Source organism: Bradyrhizobium ganzhouense (genome assembly GCF_049949285.1).
GTDB classification, from domain to species: domain Bacteria; phylum Pseudomonadota; class Alphaproteobacteria; order Rhizobiales; family Xanthobacteraceae; genus Bradyrhizobium; species Bradyrhizobium ganzhouense.
In genome coordinates this window covers 8,000,928-8,024,494 of record NZ_CP181318.1, presented here as the reverse complement: position 1 = coordinate 8,024,494, position 23,567 = coordinate 8,000,928, and the positions used below count along the sequence as shown (strand labels likewise).

The 23,567-nt window shown below is 58.3% G+C and carries 23 protein-coding genes, 1 tRNA gene and 2 pseudogenes; 17 read left to right on the top strand and 9 right to left on the bottom strand.

Features of this window, described 5'->3' with window-relative positions:
* Nucleotides 1-148: 148 nt before the first annotated feature.
* From ACLFLU_RS37320 to ACLFLU_RS37305, 4 genes and pseudogenes are all read left to right on the top strand, one after another.
* The gene (locus ACLFLU_RS37320; protein WP_426409629.1) at nucleotides 149-961 is read left to right on the top strand and encodes an MBL fold metallo-hydrolase; all 813 of its coding nucleotides are present in this window, start codon (nucleotides 149-151) and stop codon (nucleotides 959-961) included.
* Nucleotides 962-1,225: 264 nt separating this feature from the next.
* A complete protein-coding gene (locus ACLFLU_RS37315; protein WP_426409628.1) occupies nucleotides 1,226-2,608 on the top strand; it encodes an aminotransferase in 1,383 nt (460 codons plus the stop codon).
* A gap of 245 nt (nucleotides 2,609-2,853) precedes the next feature.
* Complete coding sequence (locus ACLFLU_RS37310; protein ID WP_298366521.1) at nucleotides 2,854-3,855, top strand: proline racemase family protein; 1,002 nt, start codon at nucleotides 2,854-2,856, stop codon at nucleotides 3,853-3,855.
* Nucleotides 3,856-4,641: 786 nt separating this feature from the next.
* Nucleotides 4,642-4,785 (top strand): annotated as a pseudogene (locus ACLFLU_RS37305) (integrase); the annotation flags it as partial.
* A gap of 886 nt (nucleotides 4,786-5,671) precedes the next feature.
* Here the strand turns inward: ACLFLU_RS37305 and ACLFLU_RS37300 are convergent.
* From ACLFLU_RS37300 to ACLFLU_RS37285, 4 genes and pseudogenes are all read right to left on the bottom strand, one after another.
* Nucleotides 5,672-6,540: pseudogene (locus ACLFLU_RS37300) on the bottom strand (TCP-1/cpn60 chaperonin family protein).
* A gap of 74 nt (nucleotides 6,541-6,614) precedes the next feature.
* Nucleotides 6,615-7,571 carry an RNA polymerase sigma factor RpoH gene (rpoH, locus tag ACLFLU_RS37295; RefSeq protein ID WP_426409627.1) on the bottom strand — a complete coding sequence of 319 codons (957 nt, stop codon included), beginning with the start codon at nucleotides 7,569-7,571 and terminating at the stop codon, nucleotides 6,615-6,617.
* A gap of 447 nt (nucleotides 7,572-8,018) precedes the next feature.
* Entirely contained in the window at nucleotides 8,019-8,342 is a 324-nt protein-coding gene (locus ACLFLU_RS37290) for a hypothetical protein (protein WP_298366412.1), read from the bottom strand.
* Between the two features lie 83 nt (nucleotides 8,343-8,425).
* On the bottom strand, nucleotides 8,426-8,878 hold the full coding sequence (locus ACLFLU_RS37285; RefSeq protein WP_298366624.1) for an Hsp20 family protein: 453 nt from the start codon (nucleotides 8,876-8,878) through the stop codon (nucleotides 8,426-8,428).
* Nucleotides 8,879-10,074: 1,196 nt separating this feature from the next.
* On the opposite strand from ACLFLU_RS37285, the gene ACLFLU_RS37280 reads away from it, so the two are divergent.
* Entirely contained in the window at nucleotides 10,075-10,296 is a 222-nt protein-coding gene (locus ACLFLU_RS37280; protein ID WP_426409626.1) for a hypothetical protein, read from the top strand.
* Between the two features lie 882 nt (nucleotides 10,297-11,178).
* On the opposite strand, the gene ACLFLU_RS37275 is transcribed toward ACLFLU_RS37280, so the two are convergent.
* Nucleotides 11,179-11,379: a hypothetical protein gene (locus ACLFLU_RS37275; RefSeq protein WP_298366416.1), complete on the bottom strand. Its 201-nt coding sequence runs from the start codon at nucleotides 11,377-11,379 to the stop codon at nucleotides 11,179-11,181.
* 462 nt (nucleotides 11,380-11,841) lie between these two features.
* On the opposite strand from ACLFLU_RS37275, the gene groES reads away from it, so the two are divergent.
* From groES to ACLFLU_RS37245, 6 genes are all read left to right on the top strand, one after another.
* Nucleotides 11,842-12,156: a co-chaperone GroES gene (gene groES, locus ACLFLU_RS37270; RefSeq protein ID WP_172648799.1), complete on the top strand. Its 315-nt coding sequence runs from the start codon at nucleotides 11,842-11,844 to the stop codon at nucleotides 12,154-12,156.
* Between the two features lie 44 nt (nucleotides 12,157-12,200).
* On the top strand, nucleotides 12,201-13,826 hold the full coding sequence (gene groL / locus ACLFLU_RS37265) for a chaperonin GroEL (RefSeq protein ID WP_426409625.1): 1,626 nt from the start codon (nucleotides 12,201-12,203) through the stop codon (nucleotides 13,824-13,826).
* A 208-nt stretch (nucleotides 13,827-14,034) separates the two neighbouring features.
* Nucleotides 14,035-14,367, top strand: coding sequence for a hypothetical protein (locus ACLFLU_RS37260; RefSeq protein WP_426409624.1), 333 nt, complete (start codon nucleotides 14,035-14,037; stop codon nucleotides 14,365-14,367).
* A 110-nt stretch (nucleotides 14,368-14,477) separates the two neighbouring features.
* Entirely contained in the window at nucleotides 14,478-14,903 is a 426-nt protein-coding gene (locus ACLFLU_RS37255) for an Hsp20/alpha crystallin family protein (protein WP_426409623.1), read from the top strand.
* Between the two features lie 10 nt (nucleotides 14,904-14,913).
* Nucleotides 14,914-15,312 (top strand): Hsp20/alpha crystallin family protein, encoded by a 399-nt coding sequence (locus ACLFLU_RS37250; protein ID WP_172648795.1) that lies wholly within the window; start codon nucleotides 14,914-14,916, stop codon nucleotides 15,310-15,312.
* A 444-nt stretch (nucleotides 15,313-15,756) separates the two neighbouring features.
* The gene (locus ACLFLU_RS37245) at nucleotides 15,757-16,767 is read left to right on the top strand and encodes a PAS domain S-box protein (RefSeq protein WP_426409622.1); all 1,011 of its coding nucleotides are present in this window, start codon (nucleotides 15,757-15,759) and stop codon (nucleotides 16,765-16,767) included.
* Nucleotides 16,768-16,918: 151 nt separating this feature from the next.
* Here ACLFLU_RS37245 and ACLFLU_RS37240 read toward each other — a convergent pair whose 3' ends face one another.
* Nucleotides 16,919-17,140 (bottom strand): hypothetical protein, encoded by a 222-nt coding sequence (locus tag ACLFLU_RS37240; RefSeq protein ID WP_426409621.1) that lies wholly within the window; start codon nucleotides 17,138-17,140, stop codon nucleotides 16,919-16,921.
* 23 nt (nucleotides 17,141-17,163) lie between these two features.
* Here ACLFLU_RS37240 and ACLFLU_RS37235 point away from each other — a divergent pair, with 23 nt between their 5' ends.
* From ACLFLU_RS37235 to greA, 4 genes are all read left to right on the top strand, one after another.
* Nucleotides 17,164-17,613: an Hsp20 family protein gene (locus ACLFLU_RS37235; protein WP_426409620.1), complete on the top strand. Its 450-nt coding sequence runs from the start codon at nucleotides 17,164-17,166 to the stop codon at nucleotides 17,611-17,613.
* 77 nt (nucleotides 17,614-17,690) lie between these two features.
* Nucleotides 17,691-18,188, top strand: a complete 498-nt coding sequence (locus ACLFLU_RS37230; protein ID WP_426409619.1) for an Hsp20/alpha crystallin family protein — start codon at nucleotides 17,691-17,693, stop codon at nucleotides 18,186-18,188.
* 88 nt (nucleotides 18,189-18,276) lie between these two features.
* A complete protein-coding gene (locus ACLFLU_RS37225; RefSeq protein WP_298366436.1) occupies nucleotides 18,277-18,795 on the top strand; it encodes a hypothetical protein in 519 nt (172 codons plus the stop codon).
* A gap of 246 nt (nucleotides 18,796-19,041) precedes the next feature.
* A complete protein-coding gene (gene greA, locus ACLFLU_RS37220) occupies nucleotides 19,042-19,548 on the top strand; it encodes a transcription elongation factor GreA (protein WP_426409618.1) in 507 nt (168 codons plus the stop codon).
* A gap of 688 nt (nucleotides 19,549-20,236) precedes the next feature.
* Here greA and ACLFLU_RS37215 read toward each other — a convergent pair.
* A complete protein-coding gene (locus tag ACLFLU_RS37215) occupies nucleotides 20,237-20,494 on the bottom strand; it encodes a flagellar biosynthesis regulator FlaF (RefSeq protein WP_426409617.1) in 258 nt (85 codons plus the stop codon).
* Nucleotides 20,495-21,558: 1,064 nt separating this feature from the next.
* Here ACLFLU_RS37215 and ACLFLU_RS37210 point away from each other — a divergent pair.
* A complete protein-coding gene (locus tag ACLFLU_RS37210) occupies nucleotides 21,559-21,945 on the top strand; it encodes a response regulator (protein WP_298366440.1) in 387 nt (128 codons plus the stop codon).
* Between the two features lie 6 nt (nucleotides 21,946-21,951).
* Nucleotides 21,952-22,350: a response regulator gene (locus ACLFLU_RS37205; protein ID WP_426409616.1), complete on the top strand. Its 399-nt coding sequence runs from the start codon at nucleotides 21,952-21,954 to the stop codon at nucleotides 22,348-22,350.
* Between the two features lie 426 nt (nucleotides 22,351-22,776).
* Here ACLFLU_RS37205 and ACLFLU_RS37200 read toward each other — a convergent pair whose 3' ends face one another.
* The gene (locus tag ACLFLU_RS37200) at nucleotides 22,777-22,989 is read right to left on the bottom strand and encodes a hypothetical protein (protein ID WP_298366444.1); all 213 of its coding nucleotides are present in this window, start codon (nucleotides 22,987-22,989) and stop codon (nucleotides 22,777-22,779) included.
* A 446-nt stretch (nucleotides 22,990-23,435) separates the two neighbouring features.
* Nucleotides 23,436-23,520: transfer RNA gene (locus ACLFLU_RS37195), tRNA-Leu, on the bottom strand.
* Nucleotides 23,521-23,567: the final 47 nt, after the last annotated feature.

The window sequence follows — 23,567 nt, the reverse complement described above, 5'->3', positions numbered from 1 at the left end:
GAGTAGCCGCTGTCATACTCCACAACGATTGCTCGGATGAGCAGGCAGTTGAGGCGCATCAGAAAGCGTCATCCTCGAGATCAGCCGGTCACAGCCCAAGACAAGGTCATCGTTACAACTTGCAAGCTGTCGATTGGAGCGCGCTATCATGAAAAAGGTTGGTTCCGGGATCAATCACGTCGAGTACACGATGGGCGAGTTGCGCGTCGTTGCTCTGCGTGATGGTTACGTTGACATGCCGCCCAGCAGATTGCGTCAGACAGATGGGCGGTCATTTGGGGCCGAGCTTCCGCAGCAGGTCAACTTGGTCGAAGGTCGACTTCGTTTGTCGGTCAATGCCTTTCTCATCATTGACGGTGACCAGCACACGCTCATCGACACGGGAGCAGCAAACTCCTGGGAGCCAACGATGGGCCTGCTGCTGAGTGCTCTGAACGAAGCTGGCGTGGTTCGCGAGGTAATTGACACAGTCGCCTTGACGCATACGCATTCCGATCACGTGAATGGGCTCGTGGCCGCCGACGGGGCGGACGCATTTCCCGGTCTTCGTCGACTGTTTGTCCCCCGTGAGGAACTTTCGATGTTCGACGGAAATGAACGGTTGGCTCGGTTCCGGTCGCGCCGGTTACCGTTGGATGAAGGGTGCAGGCTGAGCGATCGCATCACATCCGTGCAAGCTCATGGGCACGAGGTCGGTCACACAGGGTTCGAGGTTTCAAGCGGTGGCGAAAAACTGCTGGTTTGGGGAGATATCGTCCACGTGCCCTCGATCCAATTTGCGAGGCCCGAGTTGAGCTGGGAGTTCGATGCGGATCAGAATGAGGCCCGTGCTACGCGGCGGAAAATGCTTCTTCGTGCCGCACAAGCAAACGTGGCTGTCGCGGGCGCCCATCTGGATTTTCCCGGCATCGGGATCGTGTCTGGCGGTGGCGCCACGTTCGAATTCAGTCCCCTGTTATGAGCTCGAAGGCAACTCCGACTGGCTGCGGCGCTAATCGCACTTGAGTCGATGGGTTGCTGTTGATCCGCTGCCGTTTGCGGAGCCGCCGTTAGGCGACAAAAGACGGCGATGCGCCTCTCTAGGGCGTTTCCTCCCATGACTCGGCGGGGTCTCTTAAGAGACCCCGCCATTTTCGCCGGGAAGAGAAGCGGGGGAGTGACGCCGGGTACGGAATGTCGCGTCTTTGGTGGATACGTCGAGCATGAGAACCTAGGAGAAGCAGGGATGATCGATATAGAGGCTGTCGCGGAGCTCGACCGGGCGAGTACGCTCCATCCACTGACGGATCTCAAGGGATACTCCCTCGGTCGCCATGGACCGACGATCGTTACCGGCGGCAAAGGAATTCGTATCGAAGATGCAGAAGGTCGTAGCTACATCGATGGGTTTGCCGGCCTCTACTGCGTAAACGTGGGATATGGCCGAACCGATGTTGCCGCAGCAATCGCGCGGCAAGCCTACAATCTCGCATACTACCACGACTACGCGGCTCACACGACCGAACAGCTGGCGATCCTGTCCGACCGCGTGATCCGAATGGCGCCAGGTGACCCTAGCAAGGTCTTCTTTGGATTGTCCGGATCAGATGCGAACGAGACACAGGTGAAGCTCGTTTGGTACTACAATTATCTGCGTGGGCAGCCTCGGAAGAGGAAAATCATCTCTCGCAGACTTGGCTATCATGGCTGTTCGGTATTCGCGAGCTCCATGACGGGACTATCGTTTTTCCACGATAACATGGACCTTCCAGTCCCCGGTGTACTGCACACCGGAGCGCCCCATTTCTACTTGGATGCCGAACCAGGCGAGACGGAGGAGGCATTTTCCCGTCGTCGCGCCGCCGAACTCGAGGAGCTGATCGTAAGGGAGGGGGCGGAAACGGTCGGTGCCTTTATTGCTGAGCCAGTTCTGGGAACAGGAGGCATTGTGCCACCCCCTCGGGGCTATTGGCGCGAAGTGCAGGCCGTGCTTCGGCGATACGACGTCCTCCTGATCGCCGACGAAGTGATCTGCGGGTTTGGACGAACCGGCGCAAACTTCGGCAGCTTTCAGTACGACATAGAACCTGATCTCACGACGATCGCAAAGGGGCTGACATCCGGATATGCTCCTCTTTCAGGCGCCATCATCAGCAAGAAGATCTTCGATGTTATGGCGGAAGCATCAGATCGGGTCGGTGTATTTTCGCACGGATACACTTACTCCGGTCATCCCATTTCGGTTGCTGCAGCTAACGCCGTTCTCGATATCTTCGAAAATGAGAGGCTTAGCGATAGAGCTCGCATCGTGGGCGTGCATTTTCAGAGGCAGCTCAAAGAGCGGTTCGCTCAAATGGACGTGGTTGGCGATGTTCGAGGTGTAGGTCTGCTTGGCGCAGTTGAGTTTGTGGCCGATCGCGCGACTAAGCGTCGATTTGACCCCAATCTTAAGGTCAGCGCCAGGATCGTCAAAGCTGCTCGTGATCGGGGTCTTATTGCGAGAGGAATGCCACATGGTGACATTCTGGGATTCGCGCCTCCTCTCGTCGTTTCCGAAGCTGAGATTGATGAGATCGTGGAAATTGCATACGCGGCGACTAAGCAAGTCATCGACGAACTGGCCAGATAGATCTGCGGTGGCGGAGTGGGTCGATAGTGTGGCTCTGCGGCCGATCTCACAGTACGGGCCGGCCGTTGAAAGCACTCCATCGCCGAAGCGAAGATAAGGGCGTGCGAGTTTCGCGAAAATTCCGATACATGCCTTTTGGTTGAATCACTCTCAAAAAGCGTTCTCTTGTGCAAATTCGGCGTGGTTTCTAAAGTCTAACGCGGTCGCACGCTGAGCGCATGTCAACACACCTTGGAGAAGTCGCAATGGATGCACCGGTGCTCATTCGGACCGTGGATACGCACGCAGAAGGCATGCCATTGCGCGTCATCGTCGAGGGGTTGCCGCCCATTCGCGGCAACTCCATGCTCGAACGGTTGGCGTGGGCTAGGGCGAATCTGGAGTGGGTACGAGATCTACTCGTCAACGAGCCCAGGGGCCACGGGCCCATGATGTTCGCTATCCTCACGCCACCCGTGCTCCCTGACTCCGATTGGGGGGTGATCTACATGAGTGGCGGCGGCTTCTGGCCGATGTGTGGGCACGGAACGATCGGCCTTGTCACGATGCTTGTCGAGCGTGGACTGGTTCCAGTCAAAGAGCCGGTTACCGAAGTCCGATTGGACACGGCCGCTGGCTTGATTGTCACAAGCGTTCGCGTGGAGTCTCGAAAGGCCGTCAACGTGACCTTCACAAACGTGCCCTCCTACGTTCTTGCGCAAAATGCTCGTATCGAGGTGCCAGGTTTCGACAAGATTGTGGTCAATGTGGCCTACGGCGGCAACGTCTACGCGATGATTGACGTCAAGCAACTCGGATTGCGGGTCCGGCAGGAGGATCTTCACACGCTTGTTGACCTAGGACTGGAAGTCGTCAAAGCAACGCGCGAGCAAGTTCAATACACGCAGCCGGCAGGAGTTGATCTCGGTCGGCTCAGCTCGTCGCTCTTTACCGAAGCGCCAGAGCAAGGCGCTGCGGCGCGCAACTTCATGGTCAAGGAGCCACGCTATTTTGACCGCTCGCCTTGCGGTACGGGGACCTCAGTGCGAATGGCCCTGGCTTACTCCCGTGGCGAACTCGGACTGAATCAGCCGCTCGTATGCGAGTCGATGTTCGGCACGCGCTTTGAAGGGCGGTTGGTCAGCCGCACTGATGTCGATGGTATTCCCGCGGTTGTGCCACAGATAACTGGTCGTGCGTGGATCGTCGGTGGCGCCGAATTCACCCTTGATCCGTCCGATACATTTCCAAGGGGGTTCAAGTATTGATAGGCGTCGAGGTCTAAAGGAGTAACCCCCATCACGGGAGCACTGGCAAGCGACGTGTTCGGGGTGGGGCTCGCGCCATCAATCCTCGCGAGCCATCTGCTCAATTCCACCGTTCGGGAATGGCGAAATTCATTGTTTCCCGATACCAGCAAAAATACCAGCAATACGGGTGAGCGCCGCGAATTTTGACGTTCATTTTCAATGCATCCTGGAAAAATCAGGAATCGAACTATGATCGCAACTTGTTGTTATTACTAAGCTTTTCATTGTGGTGCCCCTGGCCGATAATTGCCTAGAGCCATAACCGTTTGAATTTGAAACCACTTTTGTCGTCGATTGCTGCCGATACCAGCACAAATACCAGCAGGATGACGCGCGGTTTTCGCCGACAAAAATAAAAAAGCAGGCTTCCGGCAGCGGGCACGCCTATGCCGTTCCGGACCTCCCAATTTCTCCTTCGACCGGAATCGAACCCGGCTCTGACCTGAACTCCCGGAGGGATCAATTGCGAGGTTAGTCTCAGCTGTTCGAGCGGAATGATCAAAAATCGTGGGTTTGACTCCCACTCTCTCCGTCACGCTACGCTACGGCTCTCCACAGTGTCCGATCCTTCGAATCCACCGCAGATTCGGCGAAAATCTCCGCCATGTTGCGCAGTTATTCGCGCCAAGCCGTGGTTTTTCGACGTGGGTTCGGAGGATGGTTCTTCCGCCTCTACACTTTTCTCCTCTGCTTCGCATTGTTCGAAGCGATAGCAAAACAATGACTAGCGTGATGCGGCCAGTTGGCTACATTCAAGGGCTGCTTGACGGCATTGAGTTCAAGCAGACCGCCTATGCACTGGATCGCGATTCGCGAAAAGCTGCTCTCGCCCGCTTCCTGAAGAAGGCTTCAGGCGGTGAGCCGGGAGGAAGGCGAAGAGGAGCATAGGGTGGCTGCTTAAAGCCCGCCCTCCGCTAAGCGTCAGCGACGCGAAAAAAGCGGAGGACTGAAGAAGGGTATCGCAATCCTCAGTCGCGTCGAGTCTTAGCTCGATCAGTCGCGGCGCGAGCCGCCGCCAGGGCCATCCAGTCCCGCAGCAGTCCTCTGTCCTCCTTTGAAAACGACGCCCGGCGCTTGAGATCCTCCAGTGTCTCACCGGGATGGCATCGCTCGTAGTCCTCCCGGATCAAGGACTCCAGGTAACTCCGCTCTTCTTCGCTCGCTATGTCCAGGTGGTGACGATAGTCGGTTGGCATGGTTCACGACTTGACGATGCCCGATGCCCGATGCCCGGCACAACGGCAAAAGCGACTGTTCAGTTCTGCTGTCAATTGCAAGCGATCGGGAACGGCACTGCGGATAACACTTTGGCGCTTTCGCTGTAACCCGAGTCAGCCTCCAATAGATCTCGAGCGCACATCAAAATCCAGTAGAGAGAGCAGGCTCGCACTGCTTGCGCGACGCTGTCATAGTGTGTCGCTCATGCATTCGCTCCGCGATAGGCTGCCGCAATTTGGTTTCCTCGACCGCGAGGAAGGAGCGGCCGTGCGTTGTCTAGCGCGCATTCGACGAGATCGCGAGGATTGCCGTCGGTTCGCCGCCTTAGACGATGACAATCCGTTACTTTGCCTGGAGGGGCGGGCCACGCCCATCGCATCGCGCGGTTCGGTTTGCAAAGACCGCGAGAGTAAATTGTGCGCGGCAATAAACGGCAAGGTCGCCGCCGCGCCAAAAACGTTAACGAGAAGCGTTGCCATGACCATTTCCGTAAGCATGCTCATTCCTCTCGCGGGCAGATGACGAAATTCCTCGCCAGCGGATGGTCCTCTCAGGCTCAAAGATCCATTTCGCCCCCGCCGGCAGGGACGCCTCGGCTAGCTCCGTTCTGCTTTTTCGGCGCCTCAGCAACCATCGCTTCCGTCGTGATCAACAGCGCTGCGATTGAAGCTGCATCCTGCAGCGCGGACCTCACGACTTTGGTTGGATCGATGATGCCTCTCGCGAAAAGATTGCCGTACTCTCCCGTCTGGGCATCGAAGTCCCAGGCGTACTCCTTGTTTTCAAGTATCTTTACGACAATGAGCGATCCGTCTTCGCCGGCATTCTCTGCAATCTGCCGTGCCGGCCAGCTGAGAGCCCGCTTGACGGTCTCCAGCCCATGGCGCTGATCGTCGTTTGCCGGCTTGAGTTTCGCTAGCACCGCTGCGGCACGCAGTAGCGCCACCCCGCCGCCCGGGAGTATACCTTCCTCGACAGCGGCACGCGTCGCGTGCATGGCATCGTCGACCCGATCCTTACGCTCCTTGACTTCGATTTCGGTCGAGCCGCCCACTCGGATCACGGCAACTCCGCCGGCTAGCTTTGCAAGCCGCTCACGGCCGCAACAGCCTTGGTGCCTTCCCGCACGATTGCGTGCGCGAGCACGGTCGCAGTCGTGGTCCCATCGCCTGCTTGGTCGGAGGTCTTCGAAGCAACCTCCCGCACCATCTGTGCTCCCATGTTCTCGAACTTGTCTTCAAGCTCGATCTCTTTGGCGACGGTGACCCCGTCCTTTGTGATCCGGGGGGCGCCAAAGCTCTTTTCGAGCACGACGTTACGGCCCTTCGGTCCCAGCGTCACCTTCACCGCATTAGCAAGTACGTCGACGCCCCGAAGCATCTTCTCCCGTGCACCAGTTGAAAATAGAACCTCCTTCGCGCTCATGATCGTTCCTCCCCGAAGGATGCTTGCCTGCATCTAATCCCCTGCCGTGATAGCGGTCCGCTGGACGACCTAGGTCAATCGGAGAAAGTTTCAAGAGCCCTTTGGCCAGCCAAGCCGGGCTTTGCCTTCTGTTGGTCCCGCTCCCGGGTGGCATACACCAACGAATTGTCAACCCTGGCACAGACTGCGGCCTTAAGGCGCTCAAAAGCGCGCTGCTCGATCTGCCGGATTCGCTCGCGTGAAACGCGGTACTCTCTCGCCAAGTCATCCAGCGTCTTTGGTTCGTCTGTGAGCATCCGCGCTTCCAGAATTGCGCGTTCACGTGCCGACAGCATCTTGAGTGCCTCCGAGAGAGCAGTCTTTCGTCGTTCGTAGTCATCAGCGTCCGCCAGCAGGGTTTCAGAATCGGGCGAAGGATCGGCCAAACGATCCTGCCATTCCTGGGAAGTGTCTTCGTCGCTTATCGAGACATTGAGGGAGGCGTCACCACGCAGTCGCCCATTCATCTCGATCACCTCCGACGGACTTACCTTTAGGTGTTCCGAGATGTAACTCACCTGGTCCGGATGCAGATCGCCATCCTCAAGAGCGGACAACCTGTTCTTGAGCTTTCTGAGATTGAAGAAAAGTTTCTTTTGGGCAGCAGTGGTGCCCAACTTGACGAGTGACCAGGACCTCAGGATGTATTCCTGGACAGACGCCCTAATCCACCACATCGCATAGGTGGCCAGACGAAAGCCCCTCTCAGGTTCAAAGCGTTTGACGGCCTGCATCAATCCGAGATTTGCTTCCGAAACGAGATCAGCAATCGGCAGGCCGTAGCGGCGATATTTCATCGCGATCTTTGCCGCCAGCCAGAGATGACTCGTCACCAGGTGATAAGCGGCCTCGCGATCGCCATGATCTCGCCAGCGCCTGGCGTAGCTGGCCTCCTCGGACGCTTCCAAGAACGGAAATTTTCGAATCTCCGTCAGGTATCGGGAGAGCCCTCCATCCGAGGAGACTGAGGGAAGTGCTGCCATGCCCACCATGATGTTCGCTCCTTTCTTCCCCATTTGCATGCGTATCATCGGGAGGTGGTTGCCGTCGTCTTGGCGGCCACTTTGCTCGCGAGAGAAGACACTCTTCGGTGCAACCGGCGAGCGCGCTTCCTCACATAAGCTTTGGCGCTATGGCGGCCGGCGATGCCGCGGCGTCCCCTGGAGGAGAGAACAACGGACCGTCGTTCGAGCCATTCCAGGAGACGATCGTAAGTTCGGGTGATCTCTCGAAACCAAGCGCTAAGGTGCCTCATATCCAAGTCCTCCGAGAGCAAGTTGCGCTGAGTCCGGCGCTTGACGGAAACGCCGAACTCCGTCCTGTTTCGCGCCACCGGCGGCCTGGTCGCTGTCCAGGCGGAAACCAGCCGCTCGAGCTTTTTCGCCCAGCTTTTTTCTACAATGTGACGCGGCAGATTGAGTTGCATGGCCTCCTCCTAGCTAGGCTGCCGCCCGCCGCTCGGTCGAGTGCAGGCGCATAGGCCTCCCGCCTGGCGGATTGCGCGGACCACCGTCAAGGGCGCACAAGGCCTCGAGAATTTCGTCGACGCGGATGGGCGCCTTAAGGCCCTCCGGCGCGCGAAGGGCGGGAGAGGACGCGATCGCCGAGGCATCGGACGCCCACGAGGCGAGGATGGCGCGCTTCTCACCGAGGCTTAACGTCGGGTCACCGACCACGTCGCGCGGATGCGCATAGACTTTGCCGGGATGAAGAAACGCTTCAAATTCGAATACGTTGTCATGACGAGCGGTCGTCGGCCGCATGGTTGCCTCCAATTCCAAAGACGAGTTTGAGGTAGCCGCGCGGTGATCCGCGCGGCTGGGTTGGCGCCGAGTGGAAAGATCGATCAGGCGGCCTTCGCCTCGATTTGCCTGACATTGCCTGTGCTCACTTCGCCGATCGGGATGCGGCGCGGCTTCATCGCTTCCGGAATTTCGCGCAGAAAGTCGATGATAAGCAGGCCGTGCTCGAAGCGAGCACCCCTGACCTCGACATGGTCGGCCAGTGTGAATTGGCGCCGGAAGGAACGCGCCGAAATGCCGCGATGCAGAAAGGTCTTCTCTTCCTTCTCACCCTTGCGGCCTTCGAGCGTCAGCACATTTTGCTCGACGGTGAGCGCGATCTCGTCCTGCGTGAATCCCGCCAGAGCCACCGAAATTCGGAAGCGGTTTTCGTCGAGACGCTCGATGTTGTAGGGGGGATAGCTCTCTTCGGCAGTCCGCTGGACCTCGTCGAGAACGTCAAAAAGGCGGTCGAAGCCGATGGTCGACCTCCAGAGGGGAGTCCAATCATACCTCATAGCCAAATCCTCCTGAGAGCAAGTTGGGTACGAGCCGGCACCGGACACCTGCCGGTGCCCGCCTTTCAGTCCGGGGCCCATGTGGCGCCCCGGCCGCATCTCTGCGTACCCAAAAGAATCTTCAAGCTTGGAAAAAGTTCAAGAGGGTGGGGAAAATTTTTTTGCTTCCGGCAACGGCGTGGTTAACCCACCGTTGAGTGCCCGCGGTGTCTTGACAGTGGGCTTCCCGCGCCTAATTTTTTCGGCGCAAGGGGGCTTTTCCTCTTGCACAAGGAAAGCATGACGGCCGTCAGGAGACGACGATGATCGAGGAGAATCTTGCCCGCCTGCGGGCGTACCGCAACAACATTCGCCGCTACGAGCGGTTGCTCGCGACGCAACTCTCGGATGGAGCGGGCCTTCATCGTAAAGCGACTGGAGGAAGAACAGGCGGAAGCCGAAGCTCTCGTCAAAACGACATTTCCCTTCAGTCTGCCGGCGCTTGGGCAACCGGCGGAAGCAGCAGCTTAGAGGCGCGTCATGTCTGGACTCGAAGCTTTCATTATCCGGGGACACGAGAAAATCATCGATCACTATCGGCGACTGCGCGATTCCGCTCCTTCCCGCGCCGAGCGCGAACGTTTCCAGCGGTGTATGGAGGAAGAAGAGGAAGCTTTGCGGAAGTTTGTCGAAGGGCGATCGCCTCCGCTACGGCGCGCGGCATAGTCCTCCGCGGTCGCCACGCTCTTTTCCCAGAGACACGCATACCTTGGTGCGTGACTTATGCACGACCACGGCGTTTTTGCAGAGCCAAAGAGATGGATTGGTCTCGCATGAGGAGCGTGAGGCCTTTGTCTATCTGCGAACATGGATCGACGCCCTGCATTCCATCGACCAGCCGCAGACAGTCGAGATTCCCGTGCCGCGTGTTCGTGAAATGCCGTCGCACTCGAGCAAGGAAAGGTGGGAGAGGGTTTGATGATTGACAAAAAGCGCCGCCCCACCTTTGCGGGTGCCGCAGACCTCGTCGCGCACGCTAAGGTGGCGGCCCGCCATCTTTGAAGACCTGTGCGCAGCTTGCACGAACGGCGACAAGGGTGCGGCACGAGCAGCGCTGCGCCAGGCGATTAGCGAGCTCGAGGTGGCGCGAGCCATGTTACGGACTGGACTTGAATGAGGGGGAGCAACATTGTCGGGTATCTCGCGATGAGGTTGTGATGACGACGAAGGTTCATGATGCGTTGACGGAGGCCCTTGATTGCGTGAAGGCAAGTGGGCTTATCCGCAAGTACAGCCTTGTCTGGAGTGGACGGAGCGAGGTGCCGCACATCACCGTCTGGAAAGCGACCGATGCTTCAGATGAAGCGCTGCGCCACTCTCTTGCGGAATCTCTTGCCGGCCTCGCAACCGAGTCGCAGGTTACCATTGAGAGAGAGTAGGTGGGTTTGGGTGTTACGAATCCCGAGTTCTCCTCGGCTCTTTGCGATGCCGAGTGACCTGCCGCGAGCCCTGCCCGAAGCAGGGATTTCAAACTTGGCCAACAGTTCAGGACCTGCGAGTGTCGAGGAGGGCCGCTAATCACACGCTCACCTGTCAACACAACGCAATGAAGCCCGACGAAGCTATTCCGGAAGTTCGGCCGAGCAGCTGCTCTTGAAGATTGGCCACGCTGCTCTAGATCGCTTACCGCTAAGGACGAATGGCCGCGGATCAGATTCGGGGCGCCGTTTAGACAACTTCAGCAAGATGGGCTCGTCAGCGGCATGAGGGGCGGGAGATAAGGTCCGACTGCTGCGCTCCCGGCGAGGTGTGACCATGGCAGTTCGCATAGAGATTGTCATTGAATGTGGTCAAGGGAAGGTGCCGCCAAGGGCGTATGTTGGAATGCCTGCCGGCTCTCTTGACCAGGATGGTAGGACGGTGCTCACGACCCGTGAAGCCTCGTTCGCTGCATTGGAGGCGCAGGTGCGTGAGATAAAGGCGCAATTGGATGCCTGTCTCGCCGAAGCAAAGGCTTGCTTGCCAGCTTGAGTCGGTGCGCTAGGAATTCATAAGGATTTCGGAGCGCATTGAGGTTGAGGAAGCGCCCTTCCGCGACCAGCTTCCTTCTCTATCTCTCTACTCCTGATCGAACGACAAGAAAATCATTCGATTAGAGATACCCGAGGCGCCGATCTGGCTGAACGAAGTTGTGCCGGATCAGAGTTCATTTCAGGACTTCGCTGACTATCTCTGCCTTTTTTGCGCAAGGCGAAGCGTAGGCTAGCGGGCCTCGCACGTAAGGCCGGTCCGATGCGGATGATCAGTCAACTGAGGTCGCCTCACTTCGGCGGCTGGAGTCCGGGAGACGTGATCCAGCTAGCTACTTCGGCTACCATTTCGTTTTCGCGAGCCTTTCGTAGAAGCTCTGCCTGCTCCGGCCCTGGAGGAAGCTTTTTTGCTTCGTCTCTAAGGCGTTTGGCTTCGTCGGCGAGCCGTTCTTCGAGGGTAATGGTTTGTCTAAAACGGCGGCGAATCTTCATGACACAACCTCGTGCTTACGGGTCCTAACCGTAGGGTTCGCACTTTCGGTTTTAGTACGTAGTCACGCGGCGATCTGTTTCCAAGTTACCAGGCACCAAACTCGATCACCACCAACGACGCGTACGTCTTGATGCCGGCCAAGTCTCGTCGCATGCAGCGGCAATGCGCGATGCGCTGCCAGCAACAGCACCCCCGGGGCTAGCATGATCCGGGACCATGCGGACAGCAGAGATAGCCCCGCACCGGTTCGGACCGTCAACCAAACCAATCTTATGCAGTGTTTTCGTGCATCGCCTGGGTCGCCGCTGCAAGCCGCACGTTGACAGTCGCTTAGTGGGAGCGCCAAAAAATTTCGTCGTTCCCCTTGAATCGGATTTTTTCTGCCCCTAGGTGGTTTTTCCGCCGGGGGCTGGTTACCGGCTCCGGTTAAATGACTCGCTAGACTGTTAAGGAGGATGTGCATGCATTTCCGTCCGTTGCACGACCGTGTGCTCGTGCGCCGCATTGATGCCGAGGAGAAGACCGCCGGGGGCATCATCATTCCCGACACCGCAAAGGAGAAGCCGCAGGAAGGCGAGATCATCGCTGCTGGTCCCGGCGCGCGGAATGAGCAGGGCCAATTGGTACCGCTCGACGTGAAAACGGGAGACCGCGTCTTGTTCGGCAAATGGTCGGGGACCGAGGTGAAGATCGATGGCCAGGATCTCCTGATCATGAAGGAGAGCGATCTCCTGGGTATCGTCGAGCATAGCGGCAAGTTGAAGAAAGCGGCCTGACGCCGCTGAAAAACTGACAGTCATAAAAGAAAGGAGATTTGAACATGGCTGCCAAGGACGTGAAATTTTCGACCGAGGCCCGCGAGCGCATGCTGCGAGGAGTGGACACACTGGCGAATGCGGTGAAGGTCACACTCGGTCCCAAGGGACGCAACGTGGTGATCGAGAAATCATTCGGAGCGCCGCGCATCACCAAGGACGGCGTCACCGTCGCCAAGGAAATCGAGCTGGAAGACAAGTTCGAGAATATGGGCGCCCAGATGGTGCGCGAGGTGGCGTCCAAGACCAACGATCTGGCCGGCGACGGCACCACCACGGCGACGGTGCTGGCGCAGGCCATCGTCAAGGAAGGTACGAAATCGGTCGCGGCCGGCATGAACCCGATGGACCTCAAGCGCGGCATCGATCTCGCGGTGGAAGCAATTGTCAGCGACTTGAAGGCGCATGCCAAGAAGGTCACGTCCAATGACGAGATCGCGCAGATCGGAACGATCTCGGCCAATGGCGACACGGAGATCGGCCGTTTCCTCGCCGATGCCATGCAGAAGGTTGGCAACGAGGGCGTCATCACGGTCGAGGAGGCCAAGAGCCTCAATACCGAGCTTGAGGTGGTCGAAGGTATGCAGTTCGACCGCGGCTACGTCTCACCCTATTTCGTCACCAACGCCGAAAAGATGAAGGTCGAGCTCGAAGACCCCTACATTCTGATCCACGAGAAGAAATTGTCCGGGCTGCAAACCATGCTTCCCCTGCTGGAGGCTGTCGTGCAAACCGGCAAGCCGCTTTTGATCGTCGCCGAGGACGTCGAGGGCGAAGCGCTGGCAACGCTTGTCGTCAACAAGCTGCGCGGCGGCCTGAAGATCGCTGCCGTGAAGGCGCCGGGCTTCGGCGATCGCCGCAAGGCCATGCTCGAGGACATCGCCACACTTACCGGCGGTACCACGATATCCGAGGATCTCGGCATCAAGCTCGAGAATGTCACGCTCAACATGCTCGGGCGCGCCAAGAAGGTGGTGATCGACAAGGAGAACACCACCATTGTCGACGGGGCTGGTGCCAAGAAGGACATCGAAGCCCGCGCTGCACAGATCAAGGCGCAGATCGACGAAACCACCTCGGACTATGATCGCGAGAAGTTGCAGGAGCGGCTCGCGAAGCTCGCGGGCGGCGTTGCTGTGCTTCGCGTCGGTGGTGCCACGGAAGTCGAGGTCAAGGAGAAGAAGGACCGCGTCGACGACGCGCTCCATGCCACGCGTGCGGCAGTCGAGGAAGGCATCCTTCCTGGCGGTGGTGTCGCGCTGCTTCGCGCGCTCAAGGCGCTGGACAGCATCAAGACAGCGAACGCAGACCAGAAGGCCGGCGTCGACATCGTGCGCCGGGCGATCCAGGTACCGGCGCGGCAGATTGTCCAGAACGCCGGCGAGGACGGCTCGCTGGTGGTCGGCAAGCTGCTTGAGAACGCGAGCTACAACTGGGGCTTCAATGCTGCGACCGGCGAATACCAGGATCTGGTCAAGGCCGGCGTGATCGATCCTGCCAAGGTCGTTCGCACGGCCTTGCAAGACGCAGCCTCAGTGGCTTCGCTGTTAATCACCACGGAAGCGCTCGTGGCCGACAAGCCCAAGAAGGCGGAGCCTCATACGCCGGCCGCGCCGCCGATGGACTTCTGACAAGATTTGCGCCCGGCTGGCCGACGGCCGGGCGCTCGCTTCACCTCTAAGCAAGGAGATCACTAACACAAAGAGAAATGGGGATCCAAAATGAGCACCCGGATCGAAGCTCTGTTGCGAAAGAGTGAGGCTGCCTTGAATTGGCTCATGCTGGCCTCAAGCTTTGCAACCATCGCATGGGTAATTTTTCGAACGATAGGAGGATGAGATGATCAGAGATCAAACCATTGGCTCCGCTCGTGCGGAGAAAAGTCGCGTCGTCAGCCGCATCAGTCAAAGCCTGATGACAGCATTGCTGACATCGGCCTTGACGCTGCCCTCGCCGGCCGCTTGGGGAACGGAGCGTTCGCCAGAGCAGCCAGCGGCGAGAGCCGGCGACAACCTGCCTTTGCCGCCAATCCGGCATCTCGACTCGATGCCTTGGATGAACTGGAAGGCATCGGCGCCGACACTGAGGATCGATACGCTCATGTCCCCGAGCATCACGCCCTGGGGTATCCTGAAATCGCCTCAGGATCTGATCTCGCCGACATTGAGTTGATTGCTGCTTACATCAGCCATGCGGGCAGCGACTCGCGGCCCGCATGGCGTTGATGGTGGTTCGAAGAGTGTCTTTTGCTTGCCTTTTAAGGCGGTCAATGGAGGGAATAGATGTTTGCTGGCTTTAGTGACCCGTTTGAAGCGCTGCTGACACTGCAGCGCGCACTCGACGCGCGCGTCGCGAGCGATTGGATGGGACGCGGAACGGCTGCGATCGGCAGTTTCCCGCCAATCAATATGTTTCAGAAGGATGGCGACCTTGTTGCTGTCGTCGAACTACCAGGTGTCGACAAAAACGATCTGGAGATCGAAGCGAAGGAAAATACCATTCGCATCCGGGGCAAAAAGACGATCGCCTATGGGGAGCAGGCAAGCGTCCATCGCCGCGAGCGTATCAGTGGCGTGTTTGACCGGACGTTATCGGTGCCGATTCGGATCGAACCTGATCGAATCAAGGCCGAGTATCGCGATGGCATGCTCGCGCTGTTCATACCACGGGCAGAGGCCGACAAGCCGCGTTCCATCAAGGTAAGCTAGGGAGGCTACCATGGCAGAGTCCCAGGAACTGCAGGTCCAGCAGAAGCGCGAGGTCGAGAAGAAAACCGAAGGCACGACGCCGGGACGGGCATTCGTGCCAGTGACGGACATTTTCGAGACTCCCGAGGCGCTGACGGTCGTGCTGGAGATGCCGGGCGTCGATCGCAATAGCATCGAGGCGAGCGTCGAGGATGACGTCGTCACTATTGAAGGTCGGATTGATTTCTCGAAGTATGAAGGGATGCAGCCCGTCTACACCGAATACAACGTAGGTCACTACGCGCGCAGCTTTCAGATTTCCAACAAGGTCGACCAGAGCAAAATCAGCGCCCAAATGAAAGATGGCGTGGTCACGATCGTGCTGCCCAAAGCGGAGCAGGCCAAGCCGCGCAAGATTCAGGTGAGTTAGCGCGCCTGCCATCGTGAGGCTGCTGGCTTCGGAATTTCGGCTCGATGATCTTCGGCGTTGGCGCTGAGACTGGCGCCACGCCCGGGCTGCAGCAGAGAACCCTGGGATAGAACGCGGACGAGACCGGCGTTCACCTGCGACGTTGGCCGAGCGGGTTAGATGACGCCAAAGTACAGTCCGCGTTGCGCTGGAAAGCTTTCTTGCTCATGTTGGCCATTGAAAACCGTAACGGATCATCTTCCCCATCTAGGTGGTCGGCCCGGCCGGACGACCTAAGGGCGCGGACTCGAAACGCGCAGCCAGCCATAGCCGGATGGATGCGAGTTGGACGAAGGCACCGACAATTTCCGCTGAAACCGTGCCAATGGAGACCTCTTGCCTTTGCGTTCAGTGCTATGATTGGCGCACCTACTGCAGTGCATATCCGAGTTTTGGGGGTCCCCATTGGCGCCTAAAGAACAGTCGGGGCTTCAACGCGAACCTCTCGTCAGCGAGCCGGCCCTGGAACGTGCCGAGCGCTTGGCCAATCTGCTGGCCTCCATAGTTGAGAATAGCGACGATGTGATCGTTAGCAAAAATCTGGACGGCATTATTACAAGCTGGAACAGGGGGGCTGAGCGCATCTTCGGCTATTCGGCCGCCGAGGCGATCGGCCAGCCCATTACACTTGTGATTCCGGAGGACCGACAAAGCGAAGAACGCGAGATTTTAACCCGCATCCGACGAGGTGAGCGCATCGACCATTTTGAGACCGTTCGGCGACGTAAAGATGGTAGCTCAATCGTCGTTTCGCTGACCATTTCTCCTGTCAAAGATGCCCGCGGCAACATCATTGGCGCATCAAAGATTGCGAGGGATATTACCGAGCACAAGCGAGCTCAGGAACAGATTGGCGTTCTGGCGCGCGAGGCGGAGCACCGAAGCAAGAACATCCTCGCGAACGTACAGGCAATCATCAATCTTTCTCAGTCCGACACCTGCGAGCGCCTCAAGGAAGTGATCAGCGGGCGCATCCAAGCGATGGCAAATGTTCACTCGCTGTTCGTTGAAGCGCGGTGGATAGGAGCGGAAGTCTCGGCGATCGCCAAGCAGGAGCTTGCCCCTTATCTCCAGGAGGGTCACGACAAGCGGATTCTGATGGACGGTCTGCAAACCGTATTAGAACCCACCGCTGCGCAGGCGATTGCTGTGGTTCTGCATGAATTGGCAACCAACGCTGCCAAGTATGGAGCGCTATCGAACGCGAAAGGCCGGATTGCATTGACGTGGTCGCGCACCCAGGATGGACAGGTAATACTCCGCTGGACCGAATTGGGCGGTCCGAAAGTAAATGCGCCCGAACGCAAGGGCTTCGGTAGTCGCCTCATCGAAGGAACCATCAGGCCACTTGGCGGCAAGGTGCTCTTTGACTGGCGCGCGGAAGGGCTGGTTTGCGAAATCGCCGTTCCGACGTAAAATCCAATCGAGCTTGGCTTCGCTGCTCTCGCGACATATTGCGCTGCTCCACACAGTTTCCTGATCGCGAACGAGCGGCGGGTCATTCTGCATTGCAAAAAACTGCGCGACGATCCCTCGACCGAAGAACGCCGCCAGCTGATGCGCTTGGTCAGCGAGGCCGAAACTTGGCTGAAAGGTCTCGCTGCGCAAGCTGCAACGCAAAATTAACCGAAGGAAAATCGCCGCAAAAATTTTTCGGGACGCCCTTGAAATTGATTACCCTTCTTCTAAGTCGTTTTTTGCCGCTTGCAGCGGTGCCGGGCGCCAGCTTTGGGTCCGGTGAACTGAACAGGGCGTCAGACACGGGTGTCTTGCGCTCCTTCGTATCCATCTTGCTCTCAGGAGGACTTGGCTATGAGGACTTATGATTTCGCTCCCCTGTGGCGTTCGAGCATCGGCTTCGACCGCCTTTTCGATCTCCTCGACGAAACCCAGCACAGGACCGAGGACAGTTACCCGCCCTATAACATCGAACGGCTCGGCGAAGATCGCTATCAGATCTCGCTGGCGCTGGCCGGATTCGGCCCCGATGAGATCGCGGTGACGGCCGAGCAGAACGTGCTCACCGTGGAAGGCCGCAAGGGCGATAGGGACCAGCACGAATATCTCTACCAGGGCATTTCGGCTCGGCCGTTCAAGCGGCAATACAACCTTGCTGACTACGTCCAGGTGAAAACTGCCGCGTTCGACAACGGCCTGCTCCGGATCGAGCTCGTCCGCGAAATCCCCGAGGCCATGAAGCCCCGGCGCATCGCCATCGGCGGTGGCGCCCCGGCCGGGCAAATCACGCAGAAGGCAGCTTAGCCCGCCTTTCGCTTGATCTCGTCGCACGGGCCGCAATTTGTCCGGGCGTCGACCAGCTTCATGTCAAGGAGGATATCATGGGTATTCGTGATCTTGTTCCGTGGACGAAAGGTCAGCAGCTCCCAACCCGTCAGGAGCCTTTCGATCCGTTTCTCACGCTTCACCGCGAGATGAACCGGCTTTTCGACGACGTCTTTCGCGGGTTCGGCCCGCTCGGTCGCTTCGGCAATCCTTTGATGGAGGGCCAATTCACCTGGCCTCGGCTCGAACTCAGCGAAACCGACAAGTCGGTCACGGTTACGGCCGAACTTCCAGGTCTCAACGAAAGGGACGTTCAGGTCGAGATCGCCAACGGCGTTCTTTCGATCCGCGGCGAGAAGAAGGCCGACCGCAGCGACGACTCGAAGTTCGTCAGCGAACGCTACTACGGATCGTTCGAACGCCAGATTTCGCTGGAGGGCGTCGAAGAAGACAAGGCGCAAGCCGACTTCAAGAACGGCGTCCTCACTGTAACGCTTCCGAAGTCTGAGCAGTCAAACCGCAACGTCAAGCGTATCGCGATCAATACCAACTGAAAGCAAGAAGGCGGCGGCGTGGCCGCCGCCTTCAACCTCCTCTCAGATCAACCTGTCTCTCCACGAAAGGAGCAAAAGGAGACACGACATGAGCCAAGCCAATCGCACCGCCAACAATGTTGGGCCCGTTTTCCACCCGGCATCTCATTACAATTCACCCGACGATGTCTTGGGTGATTTCAAGCTGTCCACCGACGAAAAGCGAGTAATCTTGTCGTCCTGGGCATCGGATATGTACACCGTCGAATCCCAGCCCGCCCTTCGTGAGGTCCCGGGTCTCCCGCACAGACTCCGTTTGGACAGCATCCTGGCGGCGCTGAAGCAGCTTGAGGACGAGGACGATCCACCGCCACGCGGGGGATTGGCCATGCGGCTTCCTCGTCTCAGCAAGCTTGATTGCACTGCGTCGGACAGACCGCAGCGTATGTTCGGAAGGCACGCAGCCACCAGGCGGCATCGGTCGATGCCGGCGCCGCGCACAGCAAATCATTTGCGATGGACTCGCGAAGCAAATGTGCGGCGATATCGAAAGCTCCTGAACACACAATTGACTGACGTTGAACGCACCTTCATAGAGCGGCGACTCGCTGAAGAACTGCAGAGCTGACAGGGCTTAAGGGTCAGTGGGTTCGGTGATGTCTACGATTGATGACAGCTTCAGTGAGATCAGATCCGTACGGAACGACATCTGGCGCTGTCGTAGGCTGCTCCAGACTGAGCTCGTCGATGCTGAACGAGAAATTGTGGAGAAACGCCTTCGCGAACGGCTGTCAACCTTTGAAGGGCTGTTAGCGTCTGCATTCCCCTTGGCCTTGAAGCTTTGAAGCAAACTCGGGGAATGGGTTGGTGCGCGATGATAAGGCTTCCGATGACGGCCGCGGGTCACGCCGCTCTTGAAGATGAACTAAGGGGCCGCATCAGGATCGAGCGACCTCGTTTGGTTCAGCGAATTCAACAGGCGATCGCCGATGATGCCAACTTGGTGGAGAACTCCGAATATCAGGCTGCGCAGGCGGAGCAAAACGTCAATGAGGCCCGGATCGCCGAGCTAGAAGACAAGCTCGCGCTGGCAGAAATCGTCGACGTATCCAAGCTTTCCGGCAATACGATCAAATTTGGTGCTACCGTGACGCTAATCGACGATGATACCGGTGAGAAACGGACTTGGCAGATCGTCGGCGAGCCGGAAGCTGATGCGAGCAGAGGAAGAATTTCAGTGACTTCTCCCATCGCCAGGGCATTGATCGGTAAGACCAAGGGAACAACCGTGCTGGTCGACGCGCCGGGCGGCACTAAGGCCTTCAAAGTCCGGCACGTGGAGTGGTTTGAGGACAAGCCGAAGAAGCGAAAGCAGGTCTGAGGCTCAAATTCGCCGCGGGCTGGCCTCGGCTCCCCGGCGTCGGCCAGTTTGGGGTTTTTCCGATAGCAATTGTCAGCAATATCGGAGCGTAGATTGGATCGTCCAACCCGCCACCCGACCAAACGCCGAACCGGCACGTCCATGCGGCGGCACTCTTGCGGCACAGCCTGGGTCAGGCACGGCATGCGTGCCACGGGGTCTATATTCCAGCAAGCTTTGCGCGATAACGCGCTGGCTCGGAAAAAGGACATCAAGCAATGAGACTGCGCTTGTCCGACGTAGCCCCTTCCGCCGTTCTAGCGGAGCACTACCGCGTGCAAGCCGAGCTGTGCAATCAAATGGCTCGAGCCACCGTGAGCCCCTTCAAAGAGGGTTGGCTCGAGCTCGCTGATGAGTGGAGGAAGTTGGCGCGGGAGACGGAGGCAAAGCCGCACTGATTGCGGCCTAACCGAACACCGGTGCCAGTTAGCCGCCGAATCCGACGGGGCGCGCAGCTCGACCATCGCAATGTGGATCAAGATGCCAATCGGAGGTGACGTCAGGTCGTGGCCGAAGATGCTCAACGTCTGATTGCACCTTGCACTAGGCCCCTCGCTCAGGAATACGACACGACCACGACGTCAGGCATCGCATATACCTTACCTGGGCTGAGTACCTCCCCCTTCGGGACTCTGCTGCATTCTCTTCTCTAGAACCGACCGGCCAGTCCCGCGCCAATGTTACAATTGATGGCAATCAGGGGCGTCAGCTTCGCCGGATCCGGCTCCGTCTGCATTTCGAAGGTTTGTGCAAAAACGAAAGTGGCGATATTGACGGTCCCTTGACGTACTTCTTTCGGATTTGGGTTCTCGTTTGATTCCGCTTCAGCAAAAAAGATGCACCCCAGTCTCCGATTAAACATCAGAGCTTTATGCAAATTTGGGGGGCCCTGGTCAGTGCGATGCATACGGGCAGAGCGCGCCAGCCGCTCCGCAACAGCATGCGCGCGGGCCTCACTCCCGAGGCGGGATGGGCCTCGCAGACCCAGCGGTTATCATAGCAACGCGGGCAGGCAATGCGAACGGCTCCACCCCGGATAAGCGACGCCAGCTAACGGCTCCGTCTTTCTTCCTTTGCAAGCTCATCCAAAAATCTCGCGAGGGCTATTTTGCCAGCGTATTCTGCCGCTGTTTGGGACTGGTAACCGCGATCGCCGATTTTCACTCCCATGGGCCTGCTGCGCCGCCTCAGTTCCCAGCCCCAACGACCGAGACTGTCGCCGGATTCGAAGGTCATGATGTAATAATCTGTCTCCGTTGCCATGAGATCGGTCTAGCGACGCCGGACAAACGACAAAGGCGAAACCCCCGCCGGGTGATACGTCCGACGGGGGCGCCGTTGCGGTGGATGGCTTGAGGCTAGTCTTAGAGGAGACTAGGTGTCACGCCAAGGACCGCCACTTCATCGAAGCGTCATCCTTTGGTTCCGGCAAGCTCAAGTGTTGAGCAGAAGTAGATGATGTGGCTGACGCAATTGCCCCTCGCGGCAACGTGCCGATAGCGATGACCAGATAAGTGCCCGCAAAGATCGCAACCGCGAGGCTCGCGCTTGCTTCAGCCCGGAATGCCTCCATTGCGGGGAGCGGGAATCCGAAACGTCGTGCGCCAAAGATGGTCCCGCGCCGGCACATTATTCGCGACCGATATGCCGATCGAGGCGCCAATGTCGCGCGGCATTGATCAGCGACAAGACCTTACCGGATTTGTCGCGGTGCATGCCGTCGAGGCCGCGCCGTGACGGAAAGTGAAGATCAAGGGAATGCCGACGTTCAGGACTCGAGCGCGTGTCTGGTTTGACGAACTCGCAACAGGACCGCGCGATCGACCGCCGAAAGCTCTCGACGGGTGCCAACTTTCGCGCGGCCTGTTGACGGTCGTCTGTGAGTGCACATGAAGGACACCGTGTCCCAGTTGGCTGGTCAGGAACAAAGGGCCCGGGACCCCATTGAAAGTTCAATAACGGAGGCCAGCCATGGGAGTGGTTCCCTTGCAAGAGCTCGATGCGGGGCCGGTCCGAGTCTTGCTCGTCGAAGATGAGCTTTTCGTCCGCATAGACATTGCCGCGACGCTTCGACACGCCGGCTTTCAGGTAATCGAGGCCGCGTGCGCCGATGCTGCGATGGAGTTCATCGAATCCGGCGAGCCAATCGATCTGGTGTTCACTGACATCCAGACACCGGGCATTCTCGATGGGCTCGCGCTGGCCGAACGGGTTCGGGCCAAGTACCCGCTGATGCCGGTGCTTATCTGCTCTGGAAACCTGGAGTTGGAGGGCGCGGCGAGCCGGTTAGGAAAGTTCGTACCTAAGCCATACGAGCCGACCGGAGTCGTGCGGCTCATCACAAGCTCGATACGGTGAAAATCAATGGAACCTGCAACGATTTTGGTGGTGGAGCGCGACATTCTCGTGCGGCAGCCCCTTGCCCAATATCTTCGCGATTGCGGTTATCGCGTCTTGGAGGCGGTCAATGCCACCGAGGCGAGTAGAGCAGTTTCCACTGGAAGAGAGAGCATAGACGTTGTGCTCATGGACGTGAAAGGCGTGGCGAGTGAGGGCGGATTTACCCTGGCGTCCTGGTTGAGGACCAACCATCCGACTATCAAGGTTCTGCTCGGCGGCACTATTGCTAAAGTCCTGCAACTGGCAGGCGACCTGTGTAATGAGGCGCCCGAAGGTGGCCTAGACTATCGATCGGTGCTTGATCACATTCGGCGACTGCTTGCGGGTCGAGACCAACGGTCTACCGATAGACGTGACGACTGATTCTGATCTCTAGCATTTCTCGTTGTCGCGCGCTGGCCAAGACAGCTGGCAGATCCAACCACGCGGCGGGCAGCAGCGACCAAGGCCCCATCGCGATCACGACAGCATAGCTTACGAGCTGCGTTAGCTGACAAGCGGTGCAGGTCGCGCTTTTTTTGAGTGCTGATCTTATTTGCTCATCGAGCAGCGGCGCGCAGGAGAAAAGCGGCCGGGATCGACCTTGATCCCGACCCAGTCTGGGAATGCGTGCGCGAGCCGCGTGTCGGACCATTCGACACGACGGGGGCGGAGCTGGTCCGTTAGCTTTCAAGTCACGGGTCGTGCCGCTTCGCTGAGACCTTGGCCGATGGACCTGATCTTCGATGGCGTCGCGAAGTGTTTGGCGGTGGAATTTCAGCGTGAGGGGGTTCGGGGCATTCACTTCAATCAGGGACCGTCGGTGAGCTCCGGGCCGATCTCGATAACCTCGACGAAGTAGTGACCGACGTCGCTGTTGAAGCCGATGAAGTCCCACGTCGCGCCGGCGCCGTGGCCAGCTACGCCGGTGAAGCGCGCCGGTTGCCACTCCGGGTCTTTCGTGCTCGAGCGGACCAGTACCCAATAGAAGCGGCCTTGGTTCAACTGTGCGATGTCGGTCATGGAAACAGTCCGTTAATTCTTACAACACGGATTTTCCTGGATCAGCGCGGGCGGACGGCAATGCGGGCTTAGGGGCAAATGCGCGATTCCAAAACCTTCGCTCACGCCGCCGCGCGATGCTCGGCCGAGCCTGATCAGCATCGAAGCAATCGTGAACGCGTTCGCGTTCCTCTATGGCCAGCCAACTCGGGGTTAGTCATTTGAGATTGACGTCCGAACGTCACGCGTAAAGCGGTGAACGGGGCATGCCGGCGCTTAATTCCCTCGTCGGGAGTATCGAAATCCGCCGCGGCGCGTTTGGCTTGGCGATACCAGCAAAAATACCAGCAAAGCGGACGGCTGCAGTGGGCTTTTGCTTGTATTTTCAATGCATCGCGAAAGTTTTCCGGAGAAATCCGGAATCGAACCAGCAGCTTAAGTTATTGTTATTATTATGATTTCTTCCGTGGTGCCCCTGGCCGGAATCGAACCAGCACTCCTTGCGGAACTCGATTTTGAGTCGAGCGCGTCTACCAGTTCCGCCACAGGGGCCCTCGGTCGGACCCGGGAAGGAGCCTCGCGAAGCCGGCGGACTATAG

Bases quoted from the DNA above. Each gene is read 5' to 3' on its own strand.
- greA (WP_426409618.1), top strand. From the start codon at position 19,042: ATGATAAGGCTTCCGATGACGGCCGCGGGTCACGCCGCTCTTGAAGAT.
- ACLFLU_RS37310 (WP_298366521.1), top strand. From the start codon at position 2,854: ATGGATGCACCGGTGCTCATTCGGACCGTGGATACGCACGCAGAAGGC.
- ACLFLU_RS37210 (WP_298366440.1), top strand. From the start codon at position 21,559: ATGGGAGTGGTTCCCTTGCAAGAGCTCGATGCGGGGCCGGTCCGAGTC.
- rpoH (WP_426409627.1), bottom strand. From the start codon at position 7,571: ATGGTGGGCATGGCAGCACTTCCCTCAGTCTCCTCGGATGGAGGGCTC.
- ACLFLU_RS37255 (WP_426409623.1), top strand. From the start codon at position 14,478: ATGTTTGCTGGCTTTAGTGACCCGTTTGAAGCGCTGCTGACACTGCAG.
- ACLFLU_RS37225 (WP_298366436.1), top strand. From the start codon at position 18,277: ATGAGCCAAGCCAATCGCACCGCCAACAATGTTGGGCCCGTTTTCCAC.
- ACLFLU_RS37205 (WP_426409616.1), top strand. From the start codon at position 21,952: ATGGAACCTGCAACGATTTTGGTGGTGGAGCGCGACATTCTCGTGCGG.
- groL (WP_426409625.1), top strand. From the start codon at position 12,201: ATGGCTGCCAAGGACGTGAAATTTTCGACCGAGGCCCGCGAGCGCATG.
- ACLFLU_RS37260 (WP_426409624.1), top strand. From the start codon at position 14,035: ATGATCAGAGATCAAACCATTGGCTCCGCTCGTGCGGAGAAAAGTCGC.
- groES (WP_172648799.1), top strand. From the start codon at position 11,842: ATGCATTTCCGTCCGTTGCACGACCGTGTGCTCGTGCGCCGCATTGAT.
- ACLFLU_RS37275 (WP_298366416.1), bottom strand. From the start codon at position 11,379: ATGAAGATTCGCCGCCGTTTTAGACAAACCATTACCCTCGAAGAACGG.
- ACLFLU_RS37250 (WP_172648795.1), top strand. From the start codon at position 14,914: ATGGCAGAGTCCCAGGAACTGCAGGTCCAGCAGAAGCGCGAGGTCGAG.
- ACLFLU_RS37230 (WP_426409619.1), top strand. From the start codon at position 17,691: ATGGGTATTCGTGATCTTGTTCCGTGGACGAAAGGTCAGCAGCTCCCA.
- ACLFLU_RS37290 (WP_298366412.1), bottom strand. From the start codon at position 8,342: ATGCGGCCGACGACCGCTCGTCATGACAACGTATTCGAATTTGAAGCG.
- ACLFLU_RS37215 (WP_426409617.1), bottom strand. From the start codon at position 20,494: ATGCATCGCACTGACCAGGGCCCCCCAAATTTGCATAAAGCTCTGATG.
- ACLFLU_RS37240 (WP_426409621.1), bottom strand. From the start codon at position 17,140: ATGGATACGAAGGAGCGCAAGACACCCGTGTCTGACGCCCTGTTCAGT.
- ACLFLU_RS37285 (WP_298366624.1), bottom strand. From the start codon at position 8,878: ATGAGGTATGATTGGACTCCCCTCTGGAGGTCGACCATCGGCTTCGAC.
- ACLFLU_RS37315 (WP_426409628.1), top strand. From the start codon at position 1,226: ATGATCGATATAGAGGCTGTCGCGGAGCTCGACCGGGCGAGTACGCTC.
- ACLFLU_RS37320 (WP_426409629.1), top strand. From the start codon at position 149: ATGAAAAAGGTTGGTTCCGGGATCAATCACGTCGAGTACACGATGGGC.
- ACLFLU_RS37280 (WP_426409626.1), top strand. From the start codon at position 10,075: ATGACGACGAAGGTTCATGATGCGTTGACGGAGGCCCTTGATTGCGTG.
- ACLFLU_RS37200 (WP_298366444.1), bottom strand. From the start codon at position 22,989: ATGACCGACATCGCACAGTTGAACCAAGGCCGCTTCTATTGGGTACTG.
- ACLFLU_RS37235 (WP_426409620.1), top strand. From the start codon at position 17,164: ATGAGGACTTATGATTTCGCTCCCCTGTGGCGTTCGAGCATCGGCTTC.